This window comes from Sulfitobacter alexandrii (assembly GCF_001886735.1).
GTDB classification, from domain to species: domain Bacteria; phylum Pseudomonadota; class Alphaproteobacteria; order Rhodobacterales; family Rhodobacteraceae; genus Sulfitobacter; species Sulfitobacter alexandrii.
Window position 1 is genome coordinate 70,886 of record NZ_CP018077.1, and the last position, 24,747, is coordinate 95,632.

A 24,747-nucleotide genomic window follows, 5' to 3' on the forward strand; every position below is an offset into this window, starting at 1 on the left:
ATGACGTATTTCCTGCTCCGCCGGACCGCCGGTTTCATCCTGACGCTGCTGGCAGTCTCGATCGTCGTATTCGCGGTCATGAACGTGCTGCCGGGCGACCCGGCGCTCACCATTCTTGGCCTCGACGCGACGGATGACGCGCTGGCCGCCCTGCGCGACCAGCTTGGCCTGAACGAACCCGTGGTCTCGCGGTATTTCTCGTGGGTCTGGCACGCGGTGCAGGGTGACTTCGGCATCAGCCATTCGTTCGGCGTGCCCGTGTCCACCCTGATCGGGGAAAGGCTGGGCATGACCGTGGCGCTGGCCGTCGCCGGGATGATCGCCACGCTGGTGCTGGCCCTGACGATGGGTATCGGCGCCGCCGCGCGGCACCGCCGTGTCGGAGACTGGGGCGTGATGTTCCTCAGCCAGCTCGGGATCGCGGTGCCCGCCTTCTGGCTGTCGATGCTGCTGGTGCTGCTTTTCGCGGTCAAGCTGCGCTGGCTGCCGCCGGGCGGCTTTGCCGGCTGGTCCGATCCCGTCGCCGCCGCGCGGTCGCTGATCCTGCCCACCATCGCGCTGGCTCTGGTGCAATCGGCGGTGCTGGCCCGCGTGACCCGGTCCTCCGCGCTCGAAGTCATGCGGCAGGATTTCGTACGCACCGCCCGCGCCAGCGGGCTGTCGCGCCGCCGGGTGCTGTGGCGTCACGTGCTGCCCAATGCGCTGGTGCCCATCGTCACCATCGTCGGCATGCAGTTCGCCGCGCTGGTCACCGGCACCATCGTCATCGAGAACGTGTTCTACCTTCCCGGCCTGGGGCGGCTGATCTTCCAGTCGATCTCCAACCGCGACCTTCCGACGGTTCAGGCGCTGGTGATGCTGTTCGCCGCCATCGTCGTGACCGCCAATTTCGTGGTCGACCTGCTATATGTCGTGATCGACCCCCGCCTGAAGGCCCGCGCATGACCCGCCGCCTGCCCGCCAACTTCGTGATCGGCGCCGTGCTGGTCTCGCTGGTCGTCGGCACCGCCGCCCTGTCGCTGGTCTGGACCCCGCACGACCCGACCGCGATGAACATCCGCGACAAGTTCGCGGATCCCTCCGCCGTCCACTGGCTGGGCACCGACCAGCTGGGCCGCGACGTGGTCAGCCAGCTGATGGCGGCGGCCCGCAATTCCATGGCGGTGGCGCTGATCGCCGTCCTGCTCGGCGGGTCCGTGGGCGTGGCGCTGGGGCTGACGGCATCCGCCATCGGCGGCTGGGTCGAGGACGGGGTGATGCGGCTGGCCGACCTCGGCTTCGCCTTCCCCGCGCTGCTTTTCGCGATCATGCTGGCGGCGGTTTTCGGCCCCTCGCTGACCAACGCGGTGCTCGCCATCGCGTTCATCAACATACCGGTCTTCGCCCGTGTCGCGCGCGGCTCGGCCAACCAGGTCTGGACGCTCGATTACGTCTCGGCGGCGCGGGCCGCCGGCATGAACCGCTTTGCCATCAGCCGCGACCACATCCTGCCCAACATCGCCGCCGCGGTGATCGTGCAGGGCACCATCGAATTCGCCGTCGCCATCCTGGCCGAGGCGGCACTGTCCTACCTCGGGCTCGGCGCGCAACCCCCCGCATCCAGCTGGGGCCGGATGCTGTCCGAGGCGCAGACGCTAATGTACCTCGCCCCGCAGCTGGCGATCTATCCGGGCCTCTGCATCGTCGCCGCCGTTCTGGGCTTCGGTCTCCTCGGCGACGGGCTGCGCGACATGACCGATCCGCGCCTCGCACGGGAGCGTTAGATGTTCGAACTCGACAACCTTTCGGCCTCCTTCGGATCGGCCACCGCCCTGCGCAACGCCAGTCTCACGATCCGTCCGGGCGACCGGCTCGGCATCGTCGGCGAAAGCGGGTCGGGCAAGACCATGCTGGCCCTCTGCCTGATGGGCATGTCTCCCGAGGGCGCGCGCCTTACCGGGGCGCTGCGCATCGACGGACAGGACATGACCCACGCGGAGGAAAAGGACTGGCAGCGTCTCCGCGCAAGGCGCGTCGCGATGATCTTTCAGGAACCCATGGCGGCGCTGAACCCGCTGGTCCGGGTGGGCGACACCGTGGCCGAACCGATCATGGTCCACGAAGGGCTGGGCCGCCGCGCCGCAGAGCAGCGGGTGCTGTCCCTGTTCGAGGAAGTCGGCATCCCCGATCCCGCCGCGCGGATGCGGCAATTCCCGCACGAACTCAGCGGCGGTCAGCGGCAGCGCGTGCTGATCGCACTGGCACTGTCGTGCAACCCCGCGCTGCTGATCGCGGACGAACCCACGACCGCGCTCGATGCGAACATCGCGCTGCGCATCACCGACCTGCTGGTGCGGCTCACCGGCCAGCGCGACATGGCGCTGGTCTTCATCACCCATGACCTTGCCGCCGTGGCGCGTGCCACGCGCGACATCGTGGTGATGTACGGCGGCGACATGGTCGAGCGCGGACCGACCGACGCGGTACTGGCCGAGCCTGCCCATCCCTACACGCGCGGCCTGCTGGCGGCCCGGCCCGACCCGGTCGCACAGGCCCGCCTGCCGGGTCAGCCGCGGCCCCGCCTGCCCACCATCCCCGGCACCGTGCCCTCGCTTCCCGACCTGCCGGAGGGATGCCGTTTCGCCGGCCGCTGCCCGGTGCAGATCGACCGCTGCGCCACCGTCAGGCCGAACCGCACCGATCTTGGCGGCAGCCGCAGCGCGGCCTGCCATCTGTTGACCGGGGGCACGCCATGACGGAGGCCCCCCTGCTTGACGCGCGCAACCTGACGCGCCGCTACAAGCTGCCGCGCACCTCGGTATTGGGCGCCGCGCCCGTCCTGACGGCGGTGGACGACGTCAGCTTCACCATCCGCGCGGGCGAAACGCTGGGCGTCGTCGGCGAAAGCGGGTCCGGCAAATCGACCCTCGCCCGCATGGTCATGGCGTTCGAGCAGCCCGATGCCGGCAGGATCCTGTTCCAGGGCGACGACCTGCACGCCCTGCCCGCCGCGGCGTTGCGCAAGCGCAGGCGGCACTTCCAGATGGTCTATCAGGATCCTTTCGGATCGCTCGACCCGCGCCGCACCGTGGGCTGGTCCATCGCCGAACCGCTGCGCGCCATCGGCACCGATTCCGACACGGGCCGCCGCACCGCCGAGGCACTGGAACAGGTGGGCCTGCACCCGCGTGACGGCACGAAGTACCCGCATGAATTCTCCGGCGGTCAGCGCCAGCGCATCGCCATCGCCCGGGCCATCGTCACCCGCCCTGCCCTTCTGGTCGCGGACGAAGCGGTGTCGGCCCTCGACGTGTCGGTGCAGGCCCAGATCCTGAACCTGCTGATGGACCTGCAGGACGATCTCGGGCTCGGCATACTTTTCATCAGCCACGATCTGGCAGTCGTCGCCTCGATCTGCGATCATCTGCTGGTGATGCAGCATGGCAAACCCGTCGAAACCGGCCCCGCCGCCGGTGTCCTGCGCCATCCTGCCCACAGCTACACGCAAACCCTGCTCAAGGCCGCCGGAGTATCCACATGACCCGATTCATCCACCTGACCGATCTGCACGTATCGCACCCCCGCTCCCCGGACCCGAGCGACAAGTCCGGCGCGGTAGAGACGCTCAAGCGGGTCGTGCAGATCATCAACGGCATGGAACGGCAGCCGGATTTCGTCGTCGCCAGCGGCGACCTGACCAACATGGGCGACGCGGACAGCTACCGCCTGCTGAAGGAGATCATCGCCCCCCTGAAACCGCCGCTTGTCATGGCGCTCGGCAACCATGACAAGCGCGCGTCCTTTCACGAGGTCATGGGCAACGCGGGGTCCGATGCCCCCTATTTCCACGACGCCGTGCACGCCGGGATGCACGTCATCACGCTGGATACGATGAAACCGGGCCACGTGGCCGGAACCATCTGCGATGCGCAGTTCGAATTCCTGTCCAATGCGCTGTCGCGCCATGCCGACCTGCCCCGCGTGATCGTGATGCACCACCCGCCGCGCGTCGACGCCGACGGCCTGCCCTGGGGCAGCATCGACATGCCCGCCACCGAACGGCTGGCCGGGATGCTCGAGGGGCACCACGTCGCCGGGATCCTCTCGGGACACATCCACATCAACCAAGTCAACCACTGGCACGGGATCCCGATCGTCATCTCCAACGGGCAGGATTCCACCATCGACCTGCTGGAAACCGATGGCCTGCGCATCGTCGAGGGCACCGGCATGGGCATCTGCCAATGGCGCCCTTCCGGTCTTTCCGTCAGTTTCGTTCCGCTCTCGCCAGAGGCAAGGGAACTGCGCATGATCGACCGTGCGCGGCTGCTGGCCTTCGCATGACGCAGATGACCCGACACCTGCCCGTCAGGGGCGCCTACAATATCCGCGACCTCGGCGGCTACACCACCGCCTCCGGCGGCACGATCCCGTGGCGCCGTTTCCTGCGCGCCGACAGCCTCCACCGCATCGACCCGTCCGAGATCACCCGCCTCCACGACGAGGGCCTCCGCATGGTGATCGACCTGCGGACGGAAGACGAGGTGACAACCGCTCCCAACCCCTTCGCGGCCTTCGCCGACGTGCACTTCGCCAACATGCCGTTGTTCGACGATCTTTCGCCCGAGGCGCTGTCCCTCGCCGCCGTCGAAGAAGCGCACCCGCTGGAGGCATTCTATCTCGCCGCGCTGGAAACCCGCGCCGGGGCGATCCGCGACATCCTCTCGGCCATGGCCGGGGTGCAGGAGGGCGCGGTGCTGTTCAACTGCACGGCGGGCAAGGACCGGACCGGCATCGTCGCGGCGCTGCTTCTGGGGATCGCCGATGTGGATCGCGACCAGATCATCGCCGATTACACGCTGACCGCCGATTTCATTCCCGACCTCGTGGCGGAGTTTCTCGATCTTTCCCGCGAGCGGGGCGGCGACGTGGAAAGCTACGCCCGCCTGCTGGAGAGCCCGGCGCCGGCCATCGCCGCCACGCTCGACCACATCGACAACCGCTATGGCAGCGTCAACGGCTACCTGCAGCATATCGGCCTGCCGCCCGCGGACCTGCGACAGCTTTTTAGGCGCCTGACGGAAAATTGATTCCGCGCAGGCCGCCGCAAACCGATGATTCTGGTGTCTCCGCGCACGGAAACGGGTAAGCTGTCGCAATCTTTAGGAACATGGCGGCGATCCCACCGATGAAGGCCCTGCAGCAACTTGTCCTGTTCGTGCTCGTGCTTTGCGCGGGTCTGTATGTCTGGATCGCCTACGTTCCCGCGGCGCGCCCGCTGCTTGAAAGGACGGGCATTCCCGATCTGCTGGGCATCCAGTTTCCGCAGGCCGAAGCGGCACAGGCACCGGGGCGGCAATGGGGCGGCGGTGGCCCGTCCAAGGTCATGGTGGCCCCGGTGGGCGAAACCGCCATCGCGGACCGCATCACCGCCATCGGCGACGGCCGGGCAAGACGTGCCGTCACCGTGCGCGCCAACGCGGGCGGCATCATCACCGAGCTGAACCTTCAGCCCGGCGCGCGGGTCGAGGCCGGCAGCGTCATCGCCCGGCTTCAGGACGAAGAGGAAGCGATCGCCCTCGAACAGGCGCAGATCAACCTCGAAGAAGCGCAGCGCGAGGAAACCCGCATCAAGCAGCTCTCGTCGACCGGCGCCGTCACCGAAGTGCGCCTGCGCGCGACCGAGGTGGCCCTGCGCAGCGCGGAACTGGCGGTGCGCCAAGCGGAATTCGACCTGTCCCAACGCCAGATCGTCGCGCCGATCTCCGGCCGGGTCGGCATCACCGACATCGAGGTCGGAGACCGCGTGAATGCACAAGATATCGTGGCCACCATCACGGACCGCAGCGATATATTGATCGACTTTCGAGTCCCCGAACGGGTCGTCAGCAAGATCCGGATCGGTCAGGAGATCACGATCATGCCCCTCGGCCTGCGCGAAACCGTGATGACGGGCGAAGTCGCCGCCATCGATACGGTGGTGGATCGCACCAGCCGGACCCTGCTGGTGCAGGGCCGCGTCGCCAACACCGACGACACCCTGCGCGTCGGCATGGCGTTCTCCGTCGCGATGACCTTCCCCGGCGAAACCTTCCTGTCGATTCCCCCGCTGTCGTTGCAATGGTCCAGCGAAGGCCCCTTCGTCTGGGCAGTGCGCGATGGCAAGGCCGCCCGCGCGGACGTCACCATCGCGCAGCGCAACAGCGATTCCGTCCTGATCCGCGCCGAGGGGCTGAAACCGGGCGAAACCGTGGTGACCGAAGGGGTCCAGACCCTCCGCGAGGGCGCCGAGGTCGCTCCCGTGAATGCCGAGGGAGCCACCGCCGCCCGCACCGACAAGGCCACGCTGTGAGCGCGCCCGAAGCCCGCTCGCCGGGCACCGCGATCTTTGTCCGCCGGCCCATCCTCGCCTTCGTGCTCAACGCGCTGATCGTGCTGGCGGGCCTCGCCGGCCTGTTCGGCGCCGAGATCCGGGAACTGCCCAACGTGGACCGGCCCGTGGTCACCGTCACCACCCAGTATCCCGGCGCCTCGCCCGAGGCGGTGGATCAGGAACTCACCGGGCGGATCGAAGGCGCGGTCGGCCGTGTCTCCGGTGTCCGGTCGATCTCCTCGAATTCCCGCTTCGGGCGCAGCCGCGTCACGCTCGAATTCAACGATTCCGTCGATATCGACGTGGCCGCCACCGATGTCCGCGATGCCGTCGCGCGCATCGCCAACCAGCTGCCCGAAGGCGCCGAACAGCCCGAAATCGTCAAGGCGGACGCCAACGCCCAGCCGGTCATGCGCATCGCGGTCACCTCCAGCGGGCGCTCGCCACAGGAACTGACCCAGATCGTCCAGGATCGCGTGGAAGACCGCCTGATCTCCGTGAACGGGGTGGCCGACCTGCAGATCTACGGCGACCGCGAACAGATCTTCCGCGTGGACATCGACCTTCTGGAACTTGCCAGCCGGGGCCTGACGCTGGGGGATGTCCAGCGCGGGCTTGCCGATGTGGCCTACGACACGCCAGCGGGGGATCTGACGGGCGACCGGCAGTCGATCAACGTCCGCACCACCGCCAGCGTGGACACCGCGCAGGCCTTCGAAGCCCTTGAAATCCGCGATAATGTCACGGTGGGCGACATTGCACGGGTCTCGCTCGGCCCCGCGCCCGGCGAAACGGTGCTGCGCGCCAACGGTCAGCAGGGCATGGGTATCGGGGTGATCCGTCAGGCCACGTCGAACACGCTGGAAATCTCCGAAAGCGTCCGCGCCGTCGTGGCCGAGCTGAACGAGACCCTGCCGGACGACATCAGCATCTTCGTCACCTCCGACGACGCGATCTTCATCTCCGGATCGATCCAGGAGGTGCTGACCACGCTCGGCATCGCCGTGGCCATCGTGATCGCGGTGATCTTCCTTTTCCTGCGGGATGCCCGCGCCACGCTGATCCCCGCGCTGACACTGCCGGTTTCGCTGATCGGAACGCTGGCCGCGATCTATCTGGTGGGGTTCTCCATCAACATCCTGACCCTGCTGGCACTGGTGCTTGCCACCGGCATGGTGGTGGACGACGCCATCGTGGTGCTGGAAAACATCGTGCGCCAGCGTTCCCTGGGAATGGGGCCCCGCGCCGCCGCGGTGAACGGGACCGCGCAGGTGTTCTTTGCCGTCGTTACGACCACCGCGACGCTGGCCGCTGTTTTCGTCCCGCTGTCCTTTCTGCCGGGACAGGCGGGCGGTTTGTTCCGCGAATTCGGCTTTACGCTGGCCATGGCGGTGCTGCTGTCCTCCATCGTCGCGCTCAGCCTGTGCCCCGTACTGGCCAGCCGCCTGCTGACCGCGGCCCCCGAGGAAGACCCCCGTGGCCCGATAATTTGGCTCGGCAACCGGCTCCATGCCCTCTATGAAACAAGCTTGCGCGGTGCGCTCGCCATGCCTTTCGTCGTCGTGCTGATCGCGGTCTTCGTGGCCGCCACGGCCGCCCTGATGGCCGGTGGCATCCGGCAGGAGCTGACCCCCCGCGAGGACCGTGCCGTTGCCTTGCTGAGCGTCACGGCGCCGCAGGGCGTATCTCTGGAGTATACCCAAGGCAAAATGCGCGAAATCGAGGACGCGGTCGCGCCCCTGCAGGAATCGGGCGAGATCACCAATGTCTTTTCCATCTCGGGTTTCGGCGCCACCAACCGGGGTTTCATGGTCTTCACCCTCGCCCGGTGGGATGCCCGCACACGAAGCCAGCAAGAGATCGTGGATGACATCAACGCCGGCCTGCGCGACATCATCGGCGTCCGGGCCTTTGCCATCCAGCCCAATTCCCTCGGCATCCGCGGCGCGGGCCGGGGGCTCGCATTCGCCATCACCGGCAACGACTACGACCAGCTTGCCGATGTGGCGCAAACCATGGTGGACCGGCTGTCGCAGAACCCCGCCATGGGGCAGGTCCGGCTTGAATACGAACGCACCCAGCCGCAGCTTTTCGTGCAGATCGACCGCACGCTCGCCGCCGACCTCGGGGTGGACATCACCGGCCTCGGGCAGGCCCTGCAGTCGGTGTTGGACGGCCGCGAGGTCGCTTCGGTGTTCATAGGTGACACCAACTTTGGCGTGCAGATGCTGTCCACGTCCGACCCGGTGAACGACTCGGGCGACCTTGAGAACATCTTCATGCAGGCGGGCAACGGGCAGATGGTGCCACTTTCCAGCTTCGTCACCTTCGAAGAGCGCGCGGTCGCCCCCGAACTCGACCGCGAGGGCCAGAACCGATCCGTCGAGCTGACCGCCGGTCTGACGCCCGAACTGTCACTGGGCGACGCAATGGCCGAGGTCGAGCGCATCGGCGACGAGATCCTTGCCGAACAGAACCGCATCGTGCCCCTGGCCGAAGCGGCGACGCTGGACCAGACCAACGGGGGCATGTTCATCACCTTCGGTTTCGCCATACTCGTGGTGTTCCTGGTGCTGTCGGCGCAGTTCGAAAGTTTCGTTTCCGCGGTCGTCGTGATGGCCACGGTCCCGCTCGGCCTCGCCTGCGCCGTCTTTGCCCTGCTGCTGACGGGGCAGAGCCTGAACGTCTACAGCCAGATCGGGCTGGTGATGCTCATCGGGATCATGGCCAAGAACGGTATCCTCATCGTCGAATTCGCGAACCAGTTGCGCGACAAGGGCGCAGACGTGCGCGCGGCGATCCTCGATGCCTCCACCATCCGCCTGCGGCCGGTCATGATGACCATGACCTCCACCGTGCTGGGTGGCGTGCCGCTGATCCTGTCCTCCGGCGCGGGGGCAGAAGCGCGCGAGGCGCTCGGCTGGGTCATCGTCGGGGGCCTCGGGCTCGCCACCCTGTCCACCCTTTATCTCACCCCCGTGGCCTATCTGCTGCTGGCGCGTTTCTCCGTGCCCAAGGCCGAAGCGGAGAAGCGGCTGCAACGCGAACTGGCCGCCGCAGAGGCAGGCTGACCCCCCTGCCCTTCAGACCCGGATACGGACCTCGGAGACGCCGCCGAACTCCGCCCGCACCGCGTTCAGCAGTCTCTGCATGAGGTGCGTTTCGATATAGCGGCGGATAAACGCGCTGGGGCAGGTCACATGCACCACCCCGCCTTCCACGCTCAGATAGCCCAGCCTCTGGAACCAGGCTTCGTACTGGGCCTTGTCCTCGCTGCGCAGGGTCGCCATGGCGCGGGCCCAGGGCGTGCCCGACGCCCCGGTGTCCTTCGCCGGCTCGGCGGCGGCGACATAGTCGCCCAACCGCACGACCTTCTCGGCCTCGTCAGCCCCGTAGCGGGCCTGCATGCGGGCTTCGAAATCCGGCCCGACCAGATGCCACGTGGGCGCCGACAACCGGGCGATTCCCCCGTGATTGAGACGATAGGCCCCTACCCTGCCCCGCACGCCGGGCCGCTTGCAGATCAGCACCTCCGCCTCGAGCAGCCGCTTGATCTGCCGTTTCACCGTCCGCTCGTCCACGGACCACATGCGCGCCATGTCCTTCTGACCGACGCAGAATTCGTCCTCGCGCCAGTTGTACCGCGCGGTCACCAACGCGATCAGCCGCATCAACGACGTCGCCAGACCGGGACTGCCCGCCAGCCCCGCGACGGAAAGCGCGGTCAGCAGATCGTATTTCACGACGCCCGCATCCGGGCCCATCGCGCGTTGGATTTTCATGTTTGCGTCCCGCTCATCATCGTACTGTTGCCTCGGGAGACCGATCTTGGCTGTCGATTCTCCGTGCCTCATTGAAGTCTGAAATCCCGTCTTTTGTCAATCATCTGTGAATAAGCGGAATTAGCCCCCCAAAATCAAATAAAACAATATCTAAAGGGTAATAGGTTTAGGGGGACAGTGTAGTGTCACCATATCCGGCGTGGTTTGTCACCCTATTCTTCTCTGCAGCGGGTTCAGTGTCACCAAATTGCGCCAAGCCTCCGGCATTTCGCTCCAGACACGTGAAATTCGGGAGTGCCGATTTCCCCGATTTCGGGAATTTATCTTTGAACAATTTTCGAAATCGCGTTATCGAGGACGCGTAGCAGAAAAACACGAGAATTCTCATGAGAGACCACAACGATTTGCTTAACATGAACGAACGCAGCCTCGCGCAACAGGCGGCGGTGCGGCGGGCGACCTTCTCTCCCGGCGAGGTGAAGGAGCTGCGGCCCTTCTCCATCTGGGAGATCAGCCAGTTCATGTTCGATGTGCCCGCCGACACGCTGCGCAAGAAGCTGGCGGAGGACACCTCCCTGCCCCAGGGCCTGACGGAGGAAGACGGCCGGCAAAGGTGGTTCACCCTGGCCGAGATCAGCGAACTGCGCCGCAGGCTGCGCTTTCGCGGGAAATCCCTGTCGCCCGAACGGCCCAAGGGCCGCGCGATGCGCGTCGCGGTGTCCAACTTCAAGGGCGGCGTGGGCAAGACGGTCGTGGCCCAGCACCTCGCCCATGCCGCGGCCCTTGATGGCTATCGGATCCTCTGCGTCGACTTCGACCCGCAGGCGACGCTGACCCATTCGATGGGCCTCACGGAGGTCAAGGAATGGCACACCGTCTGGGGGATCATGTGCCGTGATCTCTGCCGCGAGGCGGACCGCTTCATGGAAAGCTACGACAACCCGGAAGACTGCCCCTACCCTTCTTCCGAGGAACTGCCCGAGGACGTGCGTTCGATCGGCGCGCAGCGGTTCCAGGACTTCATCCAAAAGACCTGCTGGCCCACCATCGACATCATCCCGTCGTGCGCGAACGCGGCGTTCGTCGAATTCGCCAGTGCGCAATACCGGTCTCTGCACAAGGCGTGGTCGTTCTTTGGCTGCATGGACCGGTACCTGAACGAACTGCCGGACGATCAGTACGACATCATCATCTTCGACTGTCCGCCCGCCATCGGCTATCAGTCTCTGAACGCGGCGTTTGCGGCTGATATTCTCTATATTCCCTCCGGACCGGGGTATTGGGAATACGACAGCACGACAAGCTATCTCGGCCAGTTGGGCGACGCCATGGCCGACATTTCGGAAGGGTTCGCCGAACTGGCACCGGACGCCGGCATCACCCTTCCGAAACGGTTTGCCGATATCCGGTTGCTGATGACGCGGTACGAGGCGACGAACCCGTTGCATATCGCGATGATGGAGGCGCTGCGAAACGTCTTCGGGGATGATGTCTGTAATAATCCCATCGAAATGACCCGCGCGGTCGAACAATCTGGCCGGTTCCAGATGTCGGTCTACGAGCAGGACTATCGGCAGATGACGCGGGAAACCTGGAAGCGCGCCCGGCAAAGTTTCGACCGGGCCTACGATGAGTTCCTGCAGACCGTGCTGAATGCATGGCGCAGCAATGCGAAGGGCAAGGAGAGCGTGAAATGAGCAGCAAGAACAAGTTCGGGTTCGCCCCCGTAGAGCCGTCGGCCGAACGGCCGACCCGAAGCCGGTCGGTGGGGCCGATGGGCGCGGCGGTGCGTGATGCTGCCGACAGCCTGCAGGAATCCACCGCGGCCAAGGTCGAACAGCGGCGGCGCAATTCGGAAGACGCCGAGGCGTGGCGCACGGCGCAGGAGCAGGGCAGGGTGCTTGTGGTTCTGCCCCTGCAGGACATCTCGACCGACGATCTGCCGCGCGACCGGCTGGACCTCGATGGCGTCGCGGTCTCGGATGAGATGGAAGAGCTCAAGGCGTCGATCCGGGATCGCGGCCAGAAGGAACCGGTCGAGGTCTATCCGGGCGAGGACGGTCGCTATCAGCTCAAGAAGGGGTGGCGGCGGTTCACGGCGCTGTCCCAGCTCCACCGCGAAACAGGAGAGGACGCTTTCGCGACCATCATCGCGCGCGTCGAAACAGGGCCGTCGGACAGGATCAGCCGCTACGTCGACATGGTGGAAGAGAACGTCGTGCGCGAGGATCTGACCTTTGCCGAGATGGCGCAGGTCGCCATCGAGGCGGCGCGCGACGAAGGCGTGGACGAACCGGACGCCGCGGAGCTTGTGAACCGCCTGTACGCGGCGCTGCACAAGACCAAGCGGTCCTACATCCGCAACTTCGTCTTCATGCTCAACGTGCTGGGCGACAGCCTGAAATGGCCCAAGGCGGTGGCGCGGAACCTTGGCGTCGATGTGGCCCGGGCAATCTCGGACCCCGAACAGGTGGAGGCGTTGAAGGCCGCGCTGGAGCGGTGCGGGTCGCCGGAGGCGCAGACGCGTGTGCTGAAATCCTTTGTCAGCGCCGGGACCAAGCCGGAACGGGATGCGCCCAAGCCCAAGCAGAAGTTCGAGTTCTTCGTCGGGGAAACCAAGGTCACGGCTCGGGCGGGGGAGTGCCGGCTCGTGAGCGACGTCGACTTCACGTCCTTGCCAAAGGGGGCGCTCGAGGAAGCGGTGAAGGCCTTTCACGAGGCGCTGAGGGGCGGGCCCCGGATCAGGTAGGCCGGTTACCCACGGGTAACCGGCTGATGGGCCAGGGTGGTTACCCATGGGTAACCGGCACCAAGCCCGCCCCGCGTGTCGTTATAGCGGATTGAAGTGCGGATAACGGTTACCCATGGGTAACCGTTATCCATAATGCATAGAAAAATCGTTTTTTTTCAACGTATTAAACGAATACCGGCGTTCCGTCAGCGTAAATGCTGCGCTATCGCCACTCTCTCGCTAAGTCTGTTCACCGGATCAGGCAGCGCCTATCCTGCCAGCGGACAAACAGGGGGAGCACGCCATGAATTCCGAAGAGATCCAGACGTTTCTGAAGGGCCGCAGTGTCTACGGGCTGGACCCGGACACCCACGAGGTCGTCGCCTGCATCGACTACGGCACCGACGGCACCTGCCTGTGCCGCTTCGCGAACGGCGACACCGACAAGGGGGTCTACGGGTTCGAGGGGGACACGTACTGGACCCGGTACGAGACCTTCAGGGAGGGCAAACGCCACGCCTTTCGGCTGGAACGGAAAGGCCCTGGCGTTGCCCAGGCCTATTTCACGGATGGCAGGATCGCGTTTCTTCAGTCCCACGACGCAAAGCCCGACATCCGGGAATAAGCCGACGCGGGGCAGGGGCGGCGGGGCGAACCGCCGCCCGGTGTTGTCATTCGATGGTCATGCCCAGCGTCTGGCCGATGGTGTCGTTCCACGTGGCGACGCAATCGGCACCGCAGCGGTCGGCGAATTCCGGCAGGATCGCCTCGCTCACGGCTTCGGCCCGCAGCGCGTCGTCCGCTTCGGTCATCGGCACCAGCGTCATGCCGGCCGCGTCCCCCTGCGAGCAGGGCCCCGAGGTGTTGCAGGCAAGGCCCGTCTCGGTTTCGGTCGCGGCGAGTTCGAAGATGGATGTTTCCAATTCACCCAGGCTCTTGGTCAGGTAGTCCTGCACCGACGCGTCGAGGCCGTTCCACCAGTCAAGGTTGGCGAGCTGTGCGGCAAGGCCGAAGTTCACCGGCATGGGAGAGATGAAGCGCGCGGATTCGTTCCATTTCGCCTTGTATCCCGACAGCGCGCCGGTGATGGCGCAATCCACCACACCGCTGGCCAGCGCGGGCTGCACCTCGGCAAAGGCGATGGACAGGGGCGATCCCCCCAGATGGCTGACAAAAGCCTGCTGCGATGCCCCCGACGCGCGCACCTTCCGGCCCTGCAGATCGGCGAGGGAGGTGAATTCATCGCGGCAGTAGATCACCTGCGCCTGGTAGGTGCCGAAGCCGAGCAGCTTGATGTTGTGCTGGGTTTCGAGGAACTCGGCATAGGCGTCGCGCCAGCTGTCCACGGCCTGTTGCAGCTCTTCCACGCTGCCGATCACGCCGACAAGATCGACGGATTCGTTCATCGGCACTTCGCCCGAGTTGTAGGCCAGCACGGTCGTGGCCATCTGCAGCGTGCCGTTGCTGACAAGGCGGAAGATCTCGCCCCCCTTGAAGCCCAGTTCGGTGAAGGGTTTCACGTCGGCCTTGATCTTGCCGTTGGTCTCTTCGGGCACCTGCTCGGTCCAGAAGGGAAGTTCCTTGTCGGTGTACATGGACAGCCCGCCGATGGATCCGACGACATTGAATTCCGTTTCCGGCATGTCCTGCGCCAGCGCGGGCAGCGCCAGCAAGCCCGTCAGGGCGGCGGTTACCAGTCTTTTCATTGCAATTACTCCCTTGGTTGGTCGGGCTTCAGCCGCCCGGTTTCGGATTGACGATGGTGGGCAGCCACAGCGCGAGCTGCGGGAACAGGACCAGCAGCGCGATCATCAGCAGCATGGCCCCGAGAAACGGGGCCGCGCCCTTGAACAGGTCGGTGAACTCGCCGCCCGCCTTGCGCACGGCCTGCACCACGTAAAGGTTCATGCCCACCGGGGGCGTGATCAGTGCCGCCTCGATCAGGATGACAAACACGACGCCCCACCACACCGGCGAATAGCCAAGACCCACGACCACCGGCACGATGATCGGGGTGGTGGCGATCATCATGGACAGCGTTTCCATGAAACAGCCCAGCAGCAGGTAGAAGCAGATGATCGCCACCAGCATCCCCAGCGGGGGCCAGCCGAGGGCCAGAACGGCATCGGTTATCGCCTCGACCAGTCCGATGCTGACCATCACGAAATTGAGGAAGAAGGCGGCGATGACGATCAGCATGATCATGCAGGTCGTTCTTACCGTGCCCTCGAAGGCGGCCAGCAGGACGGGCACGCTCAACTTGCGATTGAGAGCGACCAGTCCGACCGTCGCGATCAGGCCAAGGGCCGCGGCTTCGGTGGGGGTTGCGATACCGGCGTAGATGCTGCCGACGACGATGGCGAACAAGGCCAGCGGTGGCAGCAGCTGGGGCAGGCCGCGCAGGCGGGCCGACCAAAGGGATTCGGCCCTGATCCTGTGCCCGCCCCAGCGCGGCCGCCACAGCACCAGCACCAGCACGATGCCGGAAAACAGCGAGGCGAGCAGGAAGCCCGGAATGAACCCCGCGGCATAGAGATCGGCCACGGAGGTATCCGTCAGCACAGCGTAGATGATCATGTTGATCGAGGGCGGGATGAGGATCCCCAGCGTGCCGCCCGCCGCGATGGACCCGAGGAACAGGGGCCGGTTGTAGCCGCCCTTGTCCATGTTGGGGATCGCCACCGTTCCGATGGTCGCCGCGGTGGCGATGGACGATCCGGAGGTCGCGGCGAAAACGGCACTGGCCGCGATGTTGGTGTGCATCAGGCGGCCCGGCAGGCGCGAGAACCATGGCGTCAGCGCATCGAACAGCCGACCCGAAACACCGGATCGGTGCATCAGTTCGCCCATCATGATGAACATCGGCGCGGCGATCAGGATGAAGTCGGCGGAGGAGTTCCACGCCAGCTCTCCGGCCGCGCCGGTCATCGGGAAGAAGGCGTAGTTTTCCGACAGGATGTAGCCCGTGAGGGCCAGCACCGCGGCCACGGGCAGCGACAGGACCAGCATCACGATCAGCAGGAGAAAGGCGGTCAGGATCATGGCGCGCCATCCGTGGCGTGCACGGCCTCGGCGATCTCGGCGTCGAGGTCTGCGGAGCCGATGGCCGCGTCAAAGCCCGCCCGGTCGCCGCGCCACAGCCGCAGCACCGCCTGCACCGGCGCGAGAATGGCGGTGCAGGCGAACCAGAACAGGCCGATCCACCAGATGCCCTGCGGCAGGATCAGCGGCACCCGCATCTGGCTCATGGAGCGGGCGCCCATGCGCCATGATTGTTCCAGCGTGCCCCAGGTGAACCACGCCAGCGCCGCCGCAATGAGGGCCAGCGCCAGTCCCGCCAGCAAGTCGCAGGCCGCGCGGAGAGGGAAGGGCAGGCGGGTGACGAGGAAATCGACCCGGATATGCGCCTTGGTCGTGACGGTATAGGCGAGGCCCAGACCGATGCAGGCGGCAAGTCCGTAGGACGAGAGTTCAAAGCTGTCGATGGCGCTCTGGTTGAAGAAATACCGCATCGACACGTCGAGGGTGATCGGGACGGCGCAACCGAACAGGATGATCGCCCCTGCCACCCAGGCCAGCCAGCGCGAGACACGTTGCGGCAGCGGCTCTTTCATACCGATTTTTCCATGTGGATGAGCCGAGCACAGGTCCGGCGGCTTGTCCAGCGAATCGGATGGCGGCGCGGGGCTGTCGGCCCGTTCCCGGCCCGGTCCGCTCGTGGCGTGGGCACGTGCTTCGTCATGCGCCGGACCCCCGTGTCACGTAGCCGTCGGCGATGTCCTCTGCGCGGGCGGTTTCGTCGCGCAGGGCAGGGTCGCCGTGGCCGCCGCCGCCCGGGGTTTCCATGCGCACGATGTCGCCCGGCCGCAGCGCTTGGCCGATGGTCTTGGCCGACAGCGGCGTGGTCACACCGTCCCGCGTCACGCTCAGGCTGCCGCCGCGCCCCGGTGCGCCCCCGTCAAGCCCGTAGGGCAGGGAGGTGAAGGCATCGAACGAGGCATTGAGCAGCCCGCTTTCGGCGAGAAACTCCCATTCCCTCACGATTCCCAGACCGCCGCGCATCCGACCGTCGCCGCCCGAATCCGGCACCAGCCCGTAGCGGGTGAAGCGCAGGGGAAAGAGTGCCTCGATCATCTCGACCGGCGTGTTCTGCCCGTTGTGAAAGCCCGCCGACAGCCCGTTCGGCCCGTCCTGTTCGGGGTGCGCGCCCCAGCCGCCCAGTTCGCTGTCGAAATAGACCTGCCGCCGACCGTCGGCGTGCCGGATGTTGACCGCGTGGTTGAAGGTGGTGCCGTAGTAGGACGCGGGGATGCGGTCCGGCAGGACCTGTGCAAAGGCCCGCAGCACGGCCGTGGCAATCTTGTGGCCCGGCAACATGCGCATGGATACCGGGGCCGGGAAGGCTGCGTTGACGAGGCAGCCTTCGGGGGCTGTCACGGTGATCGGGCGGTAACAGCCGGCGTTCACCGTTCCGGTCACCTCGCAGGCGGCGATCACCGCGTAGTAGACGGCGGAGGTCGTGGTCGCCAGCGTGGCATTGATCGGCCCGAGCGCCTGATCGGCGGTGCCGGTGAAATCCAGCGCGATGCTGTCCCCGTCGATGGTCAGGGCGACGGCGATACGCTTCACGCCGTCCTCCAGCCCATCGCCATCGACGAAATCCTCCGCGCGGTAGGTGCCATCGGGCAGGGCCGACAGCGCCGCGCGCATTTCGTGCTCGGCATGGTCGAGCAGGGCCGTGCCGATCTGGTTCAGGGCGTCCACCCCGTAGCGGTCGGCCAGTCGCAGCATGGCGCGCGCGCCCACGTCGAGCGCGGCGATCTGGCTGAGGAAATCGCCCCGGAAGGTTTCCGGCTCGCGGACGTTCTGCAGGATGGTGGCGAAGAGATCGTCCTGCATCCTGCCGTCACGGACGATCCGCACCGGGGGGAGGCGCAGACCCTCCTGGAAAACCTCGACCGCCTTTGCGTTGTAGCCCCCCGCCGCGCCGCCGCCGACATCGACATGGTGGATCAGGACGCAGGTGATGGCGATGCGCCGGCCGTCGCGGAACACAGGCTTGAAGGCGATGAAGTCCGGCAGGTGCTGCCCGCCGCAGTAGGGATCGTTGGTCACGATCACGTCGCCGTCGCGCCAGTCCGCCAGCGGGATGTGGTGCGCGATGATGTGTTGCAGGCACAGTTCCATCGAATTGAGGTGCACCGGCATCCGCGCGGCCTGCGCCACGTTGCGGCCCTCGGCGTCGAAAACGGCGGTGGAATAGTCCAGCAGTTCCCGCACGGTGGTGGAGCGCGAGGTGCGCCAGACCGTCACGGACATTTCCTCGGCCACCGACACCAGCGCGGCGGAGACGATTTCGAGCAGGACGGGATCGGGGCGGCTCATGGCTGTTTCCTCGCGGTCATGTCGCCGGTGCCGGTCATGGTCAGCGACCAGTGGCGCGGGATCAGAAGGGTGGTGTATTCCTGTTCGACGATCGCGGGGCCGTCGATCACCTCTCCGGCGGCGAGCGACAGTTGCCGGTGGACGGGCACGTCCGCCCAGGCGCCGTTGACGTGGACGGGGCGCGTCGCGGTGCTGCGTTTCTCCGAGGGTTCATGGACGGCACCTGCACGGTCGTCCGCGCCCAGCTTTCCGATGGCGACCAACCGCAGGGTGACAAGCTCCACCGCCTCGGCGGGATCGTCGAAGGAGAACCGCTGGCGGTGCTGTTCCTCGAACCGCGTGCGCAGCGTCGTCAGGGTTTCCGGCGTGCAGTCGCCGTCGGGCATATCGGTCATCAGCTCGAACGCCTGCCCGCGGTAGCGCAGGTCCGCCGAGAGCCGCAGGACGCGGTTTTCGGGGGCGATCCCGTCGGTTTCCAGCAGCGCGGCCCCCTGTGCGCGCAGGTCGCCGGCCATGGCCGTCAGCGCCGGCAAGCTATCGGGGGCAAGCGGCAGGATTTCGGTGCGCGAAAGGTCGTGCTGGATGTCCGAGGACAGGATGCCGTGGGCCGAGAAGGTCGAGGGATCGCAAGGAAAGATCACGCGGGTGATGCCCAGTTCCTCGGCCACTTCGACGGCATGCACCCCGCCCGCGCCACCGAAGCTCATCAGGGCGAAATCGCGCGGGTCCAGCCCCTTGGCGAACAGGGAAAACTTGATCGAGGCCGCCAGTTTCGCGTTTACCACGCTGAGGATGCCGGCGGCGGCCCGATCCGTATCGAGGTGCAGCGGTTCTTCCATACGTGTGCGTAGGGCGTTGCGGGCGCCGTCGATGTCCAGCGCGAACCGTCCGCCGAGGAACGTCGCCGGGTCGAGCCGCCCGAGGATGAGGTTCACGTCGGTCACGGTGGGTTCCTCGCCGCCCCGCCCGTAGCAGACCGGCCCCGGCACCGCGCCGGCGCTGCGCGGCCCGACCTGAAGCCGCCCCGAGGCGTCGACGAAGGCGATGGAGCCGCCGCCGGCGCCGATCGTGTGCATTTCCACCATCGGCACCCGCACTGGCAGGCCGTCGATCTCGCCCTGCGTGACAACGGTGCGCTGGCCGCCGGAGATGACGGCGACATCGTAGCTGGTGCCGCCCATGTCCACGCCGACGACATCGGGCATGTCGAGCCTGCGGGCGAGTTTCTGCGCCGCCAGCACGCCCCCCGAAGGTCCGGACAGCAGCAGCTTGACCGGGGCCTGCACGGCGGCGTCGAGGCTGATCGCGCCGCCGTTGGACTGGATCAGGTAGACCGGTGCGGTCACGCCCGCATCGGCAAGCCGGCGACGTACCGCCCTGACGTAGCGGTCGATCACGGGGACCAGTTGCGCGTTCAGGACGGTGGTTGCGGTACGTTCGAATTCGCGGATCTCGGGCGAGACCTGATGGCTGCAGGATACCGCCATCTCCGGGCAGCGGGCCAGCAGCGCGTCCCGTATGGCGATTTCGTGCGCCGGGTTCGCAAAGGCGTTGAGCAGGCAGATCGCGGTGGCCTCCACGCCGGTGGCCGCGACACGGTTGATCACGGTGTCCAGCGCGCCGGGGTCGAGCGGACGGACCTCGTCGCCTGCCGCGCCGATCCGGCCCGGCGCCCCGAATCGCCGACGGCGCGGCACCAGCGGGCTGCGGGCCGGACCGCGCAGGGCGTAGATGTCGCGGCGGGCATGGCGGCCGATTTCCAGCACGTCCTCGAACCCTTCGGTGGTGATCAGCGCGCCGTCGGGCAGATCGCGGGTGAGCACGGCGTTGGTGGCGATGGTGGTGCCATGCAGGATCAGGCCGATGTCGGACAGGGCGAAGCCGAAGCGGTCCGCCGCGAGCAGCAGCGCATCCGCCAGTCCGCGCGCGGGATCGTCAGGGGTGGTCGGAGACTTCAGGCTGTGGGAAAGGCCCGTCTTTTCGTCGCGCAGTTCCAGATCCGTGAAGGTGCCGCCGATGTCCACGGCGATTGTGATGCGGTTTTGCGGCATGTCCGGGCAGGCTTTCTGCGGTTTCGTCCGGAACAGCGTTGCAAGCAATCGCTATCAAATCAAATCGAATGTTTTTTAGTCTTACGATAAGATATTCTGATCGGTGTGCCGCAGGGCCGTGCTGTGCGCGAGTTGGGCGGCGGTTTCCACCACGTGGCTTTTCGGATCGCCGAGATAGGAGGCGGTGAATTGAAGCGGGGCAGGGCACCAGCCCGGATCGAAGCGGCGCAGCTGGCCGCGCGACACCCAGTCCCGGCCGAGGATCTCGGGCAGGGCGGCGACGCCGAGACCGGCTTCGACCAGACGGAAACAGGCCGACAAGGACGAGGACGAGAAGATCTGCGTGCCCGGCCCCAGCCGTTCGTACAGCGCGCGCCGCATTTCCCGGTTGGGCCGCGTGCCGCGGGCGTAGGTGATAACGGGATGCCGGGCGATCAGCTCCGCCTGCGCTTCGGGCGCATCGGGCACCGTGTTGGAAACGTACCAGGCGAGGGTGAAGCCGGGCAGGGCGATGTTGCTGACCGTCGCCTCGGACACCGGGCCGAGCAGGATGGCGAGGTCGATCTCGCGGTCGAGCAGTCTCTGGCGCAGGTTGGTGGAGACGTCGACGTCGATCTCGATCTCGACCTTCTTGAACTGGCGGTGCAGGCCGGTGACGAAATCCGGCAGCCATGATTGTGCGACGGTTTCGGCGACACCGAGGCGCAGCTGCCGTTCGATGCCCTCGGGCGACATGATGTCGGCGGTGACCTGTTCGGTCAGGATCTCGAACTGTTCGGCGTAGCGGACGAGCATGTCGCCCCGCTTGGTCAGGGTGAGGTGCCCTTCACTGCGCTCGAACAGCGGCACGGCCAGCGTGTCTTCGAGCGCCTTGATCCGGGCGCTGACGGCGGGCTGCGTGATGTTCAGGCTCTGCGCGGCGCGGCGCATGCCGCCGAGGCGCACCACCTCGAGAAAGGTGCGAAGCTGTTCGATGTTGAGCCGGGTCATGTGCCGTTCCGTTCGCGCCTGCCGCTGGTCGGGCGATCCTGCCCGATCCACGGGCAGGCACGCAAGGCCGGGCAGCGCCGCGATCAGTAGCCGACGGCGCAGCCATCCTTGCGATGGTCCGAGCCTGCGACATAGCCGCCGCCGTGGCGGGCGATCAACTGTGCGCCGCCAAAGCCGAAGCTGTTGTCGGGCGGGTCGTGGACGATCTCGTGCCCCATCTGCTGCAGGGCCTTCACGGTGGCATCGGGCATCGCAGGCTCGACCGCGACCCGGCGCCCGCTGACGAAACGCCAGCGCGGCGCGTCGCTGGCAGCCTGGGGCGACTGGCCGTGCACCATCGTCCGGGTGACCATCTGGACATGGCCCTGCGCCTGCATCGGGCCGCCCATGACGCCGAAGCTCATCTCGGGGCGGCCATCGCGGGTGACGAAGCCGGGGATGATGGTGTGGAACGGCCGCTTGCGGGGCCCGACTCGGTTCGGATGGCCCGGCGTCGTGGCGAAGCCCGCGCCGCGGTTCTGAAGGTGGATGCCGGTGCCGGGCACCACGACACCGGCGCCGAAGCCCATGTAGTTCGACTGGATCAGCGAGACCATGCGCCCCGCGGCATCGGCGGCGGTGACATAGACGGTGCCGCCGGCACGGGGCGCACCATGCGTGGCGAGGCTGGCCTTGCGCGCGTGGATGAGGGCGGCGCGCTGGCCCAGGTAGGCCGGAGACAGCAGCGCCTCGGCGGGGGTGGCCATCGCGTCAGGGTCGCCGACGAAGGCTTCGGCATCGGCGAGGCCCAGCTTCACCGCTTCGATCTGCAGGTGCAGGGCCTGCGGATCGTCCGGGTCCAGCGCGGCGAGGTCGTGGTGCCCGAGGATGCCGAGCGCGATCAGCGCCGCGATGCCCTGGCCGTTGGGCGGGATCTCGTGCAGGTCGATACCGGCGTAGGACTGGCGCAGGGTGCCGCACCAATCGACATGGTGCGCGGCGAGGTCTTCGGAAGTCAGGGCCGCGCCATGGCGGGCGGACTCCTGCGCGATCAGCTCTGCGATATCGCCGGTATAGAAGGCGGCGCCGCGGGTGTGCGCGATCCGCTCGAGCGTTTGCGCCAGCGCGGGGTTGCGGAAGGTTTCGCCGGCCCGTGGCGCCCGGCCGTCCGGCAGGAAGCAGTCAGCGAAACCGGGCTGATCCGACAGGGTGGCGCCGCCCAGCTTCCAGAGCCGCGCGATGATGGGCGACACCGCGAAGCCGTCGCGGGCGTAGGCGATGGCGGGTGCGAAGAGGTCGGGGAAGGGCAGCGCGCCGAACCGGTCGGACAGGGCGACCCAGCCCGAGACCGCGCCTGGCACCGTCACGCTTTCCCATCCCCGTTCCGGCATGGTCGACCCTGCGGCAAAGCGGTCTGGCGTCCATCCTGCGGGGGACCGGCCCGATGCGTTGAGCCCGTGGAGCGCGGCGCCGTCCCACAGCACCGCGAAGGCATCGCTGCCCAGCCCGTTGCCCGTGGGTTCCACCACGGTGAGCGCGATGGCGGCGGCGAGCGCCGCGTCCACCGCGTTGCCGCCCGCCAGCAGCATCCGCAGCCCGGCCTGCGCCGCCAGCGGCTGCGATGTGGCGACGACGTTGCGCGCCATCAGCGGCGCGCGACGGGACGGGTAGGGCAGTTCGAAGTGCATCAGTGACCCCTTTTCCGGCCGGTCTGGCAAGGCCTCCGAGCGCCGTGGTGGCAGCACATGGCCCGAGCGGTGTCGTTCACGCCAGCTTCGACAGCAGGCGCCGCAGGGTTTCGCCGTTCTCGGACTCGAGCAGTTCCATGAGCGCGTGGTCCTGATCCTCGGCGTCCTGGCGGATCTGCAGCATCCGCCGACGGCCGAGGTTGGTCAGCATGAGGTTTACTTGGCGCTGATCGACGCTGGAAATCTGGCGATGCACGAGCCCTTCGGACACCATGCGATCCACCAGCTTGCTGAGTGCCGGGGGGTTGAGCAACGCGCGCCGCGCCAGTTCGCCCATGGTCAGACGTTCGTTGCCGTCAAGACATTCCATCACCCTCCAGGCGGTGACCTGGATGCCGTGCGCCTTGAGCCGGGTGGCCAGTGAGTTGCTGACCGAGCGATGCGCGGCCTCGAGCACGTAGGACAGATGGCGTTCGAAGGTGATCGGCTCTTTCGGCATGGGTCCGTCCGGTTGTGGTACAATGGGAAAATAGTTGACTTGGAAAATAGTTTCAATTGGAATGTGCAAATTGCCATGCTGATCCGGGGGAGACGGGCGCTGGGATACACGAAAGAAGATGTCGCGCTGCCGATCGAGCTCGCGGATTACCGCGAGAGCGGTTTGCTGGTCGCTTCCGGCAGCTTTCGTGTCGCGCTTCTGATCCCCATGTGCGGCCCGGCGGGCATCTGGGCACCGTCCTGCATTTCCAGCGCGCAGGTCGCGGCGGCGGAACTGAACCGCGGCGACGGGATCGGCGGGCGGCGGGTGCAGCTCATCATGATCGACGCGGCGGTCGAGGCGGACGAGCCGATCGAGGAAACGGTGAACGACCTGATCGAGCTGAACGCCATCGACGCCATCGTCGGCATGCATCTGAGCGCGGTGCGGCAGCGGCTGTCGAAGGTCGTGCGCCAGCGTATTCCCTACATCTATACGCCGCTTTACGAGGGGGGCGAGACCACGCCGGGCCTGTTCGCCATCGGCGAAACCCCGAAGGAACAGCTTGCCCCGGCCCTGCTGGCGCTGCAGGCACGGTACCGCCCGCGTTCCTGGGCGCTGGTCGGCAACGATTATGTCTGGCCCCGCAGTTCTCATTCGCTGGCCAAGAGCATCCTCAAGGCGTCGGGCGTCGATCTGGCCATGGAACGTTATGTACCCTTCGGTCTGCCGAACATGTCCGACATGGTGGACCGGGTGGAGGCTTCGGGTGCGGAGGCGGTTCTCGTGTCGCTGGTGGGACAGGACGCCGTCAACTTCAACCGGCAATTCGGCAGGCGGGGGTTGCATCGCAAGGCCGTGCGCCTGTCCTGCGCGCTGGAAGAGAACGGGCTGATGGCCTGCGGGCGGGGCAACCTTGAGCGGATGTTCTCCGTCTCGTCCTATTTCGGGTCGATCGCGACCGAGGCGAACGCCTGCTTCAAGGAGCGGTACTACGGGCTGCACGGCGATGCCGCGCCCGCCCTGAACGCGATCGGGCAATCCACCTACGAGGGGATGCATTATCTGTCCGCGCTGCTGCGGGACCATGGCACCGTCTGGCGTCAGCGGTCGAGCCGGGACATGCTGCCGGTGATTCACGCAAGCGGCAGATCCTACGTCAGGGACGGAGGTCTGAAACGGCCCGACATCTACCTGGCGCGGGCGGATGGCATCGCCTTCAGCGACTTCAAGGTACTGTAATCTAACGAGATATTGAAAATCATTTTCCAGTTCAAACAATTTACTTGAAATGGAAAATGAAATCGCTCA

Annotated in this window: 21 protein-coding genes; 12 read left to right on the forward strand and 9 right to left on the reverse strand. The window is 66.6% G+C overall.

Annotation, left to right across the window (positions count from 1 at the left end; translation table 11 throughout):
- From BOO69_RS19030 to BOO69_RS19065, 8 genes are all read left to right on the forward strand, one after another.
- Entirely contained in the window at positions 1-945 is a 945-nt protein-coding gene (locus tag BOO69_RS19030) for an ABC transporter permease (RefSeq protein WP_071973977.1), read from the forward strand.
- Positions 942-1,763, forward strand: a complete 822-nt coding sequence (locus BOO69_RS19035; protein WP_071973978.1) for an ABC transporter permease — start codon at positions 942-944, stop codon at positions 1,761-1,763. Before BOO69_RS19030 ends, BOO69_RS19035 begins: the two co-directional genes overlap by 4 nt.
- Entirely contained in the window at positions 1,764-2,735 is a 972-nt protein-coding gene (locus BOO69_RS19040; protein ID WP_071973979.1) for an ABC transporter ATP-binding protein, read from the forward strand. It begins immediately after the preceding gene.
- Positions 2,732-3,520 carry an ATP-binding cassette domain-containing protein gene (locus tag BOO69_RS19045; protein ID WP_071973980.1) on the forward strand — a complete coding sequence of 263 codons (789 nt, stop codon included), beginning with the start codon at positions 2,732-2,734 and terminating at the stop codon, positions 3,518-3,520. The genes BOO69_RS19040 and BOO69_RS19045 overlap by 4 nt, the downstream gene beginning before the upstream one ends.
- On the forward strand, positions 3,517-4,323 hold the full coding sequence (locus tag BOO69_RS19050; RefSeq protein ID WP_071973981.1) for a metallophosphoesterase family protein: 807 nt from the start codon (positions 3,517-3,519) through the stop codon (positions 4,321-4,323). The genes BOO69_RS19045 and BOO69_RS19050 overlap by 4 nt, the downstream gene beginning before the upstream one ends.
- Positions 4,320-5,069 (forward strand): tyrosine-protein phosphatase, encoded by a 750-nt coding sequence (locus BOO69_RS19055; RefSeq protein WP_071973982.1) that lies wholly within the window; start codon positions 4,320-4,322, stop codon positions 5,067-5,069. Before BOO69_RS19050 ends, BOO69_RS19055 begins: the two co-directional genes overlap by 4 nt.
- 80 nt (positions 5,070-5,149) lie before the next feature.
- Complete coding sequence (locus tag BOO69_RS19060; RefSeq protein WP_237267626.1) at positions 5,150-6,331, forward strand: efflux RND transporter periplasmic adaptor subunit; 1,182 nt, start codon at positions 5,150-5,152, stop codon at positions 6,329-6,331.
- A complete protein-coding gene (locus BOO69_RS19065) occupies positions 6,328-9,423 on the forward strand; it encodes an efflux RND transporter permease subunit (protein WP_071973983.1) in 3,096 nt (1,031 codons plus the stop codon). Before BOO69_RS19060 ends, BOO69_RS19065 begins: the two co-directional genes overlap by 4 nt.
- A gap of 12 nt (positions 9,424-9,435) precedes the next feature.
- On the opposite strand, the gene BOO69_RS19070 is transcribed toward BOO69_RS19065, so the two are convergent.
- Positions 9,436-10,134 carry a DnaA N-terminal domain-containing protein gene (locus BOO69_RS19070; RefSeq protein WP_071974083.1) on the reverse strand — a complete coding sequence of 233 codons (699 nt, stop codon included), beginning with the start codon at positions 10,132-10,134 and terminating at the stop codon, positions 9,436-9,438.
- 386 nt (positions 10,135-10,520) lie between these two features.
- On the opposite strand from BOO69_RS19070, the gene BOO69_RS19075 reads away from it, so the two are divergent.
- The 3 genes from BOO69_RS19075 (at position 10,521) to BOO69_RS19085 (ending at position 13,490) form a co-directional block, all read left to right on the forward strand.
- Positions 10,521-11,831 (forward strand): AAA family ATPase, encoded by a 1,311-nt coding sequence (locus BOO69_RS19075; RefSeq protein ID WP_071973984.1) that lies wholly within the window; start codon positions 10,521-10,523, stop codon positions 11,829-11,831.
- On the forward strand, positions 11,828-12,883 hold the full coding sequence (locus tag BOO69_RS19080; protein WP_071973985.1) for a ParB/RepB/Spo0J family partition protein: 1,056 nt from the start codon (positions 11,828-11,830) through the stop codon (positions 12,881-12,883). The genes BOO69_RS19075 and BOO69_RS19080 overlap by 4 nt, the downstream gene beginning before the upstream one ends.
- Positions 12,884-13,169: 286 nt before the next feature.
- Entirely contained in the window at positions 13,170-13,490 is a 321-nt protein-coding gene (locus tag BOO69_RS19085; RefSeq protein WP_071973986.1) for a hypothetical protein, read from the forward strand.
- A 46-nt stretch (positions 13,491-13,536) separates the two neighbouring features.
- On the opposite strand, the gene BOO69_RS19090 is transcribed toward BOO69_RS19085, so the two are convergent.
- From BOO69_RS19090 to BOO69_RS19125, 8 genes are all read right to left on the reverse strand, one after another.
- Positions 13,537-14,571, reverse strand: coding sequence for a TRAP transporter substrate-binding protein (locus BOO69_RS19090; RefSeq protein WP_071973987.1), 1,035 nt, complete (start codon positions 14,569-14,571; stop codon positions 13,537-13,539).
- 28 nt (positions 14,572-14,599) lie between these two features.
- On the reverse strand, positions 14,600-15,907 hold the full coding sequence (locus BOO69_RS19095; RefSeq protein WP_071973988.1) for a TRAP transporter large permease: 1,308 nt from the start codon (positions 15,905-15,907) through the stop codon (positions 14,600-14,602).
- Positions 15,904-16,479, reverse strand: coding sequence for a TRAP transporter small permease subunit (locus BOO69_RS19100; protein ID WP_071973989.1), 576 nt, complete (start codon positions 16,477-16,479; stop codon positions 15,904-15,906). Before BOO69_RS19100 ends, BOO69_RS19095 begins: the two co-directional genes overlap by 4 nt.
- A gap of 124 nt (positions 16,480-16,603) precedes the next feature.
- A complete protein-coding gene (locus BOO69_RS19105; RefSeq protein WP_071973990.1) occupies positions 16,604-18,250 on the reverse strand; it encodes a hydantoinase B/oxoprolinase family protein in 1,647 nt (548 codons plus the stop codon).
- A complete protein-coding gene (locus BOO69_RS19110) occupies positions 18,247-20,301 on the reverse strand; it encodes a hydantoinase/oxoprolinase family protein (RefSeq protein ID WP_071973991.1) in 2,055 nt (684 codons plus the stop codon). The genes BOO69_RS19105 and BOO69_RS19110 overlap by 4 nt, the downstream gene beginning before the upstream one ends.
- Positions 20,302-20,382: 81 nt before the next feature.
- Positions 20,383-21,291 carry a LysR family transcriptional regulator gene (locus tag BOO69_RS19115; RefSeq protein WP_071973992.1) on the reverse strand — a complete coding sequence of 303 codons (909 nt, stop codon included), beginning with the start codon at positions 21,289-21,291 and terminating at the stop codon, positions 20,383-20,385.
- 83 nt (positions 21,292-21,374) lie between these two features.
- Positions 21,375-22,958 carry a gamma-glutamyltransferase family protein gene (locus BOO69_RS19120; RefSeq protein ID WP_071973993.1) on the reverse strand — a complete coding sequence of 528 codons (1,584 nt, stop codon included), beginning with the start codon at positions 22,956-22,958 and terminating at the stop codon, positions 21,375-21,377.
- 76 nt (positions 22,959-23,034) lie between these two features.
- Positions 23,035-23,457: a MarR family winged helix-turn-helix transcriptional regulator gene (locus BOO69_RS19125; RefSeq protein ID WP_071973994.1), complete on the reverse strand. Its 423-nt coding sequence runs from the start codon at positions 23,455-23,457 to the stop codon at positions 23,035-23,037.
- Positions 23,458-23,532: 75 nt separating this feature from the next.
- Between BOO69_RS19125 and BOO69_RS19130 the strand changes: the two genes are divergently transcribed.
- On the forward strand, positions 23,533-24,678 hold the full coding sequence (locus BOO69_RS19130; protein WP_071973995.1) for a substrate-binding domain-containing protein: 1,146 nt from the start codon (positions 23,533-23,535) through the stop codon (positions 24,676-24,678).
- The last annotated feature ends 69 nt before the right edge of the window (positions 24,679-24,747 follow it).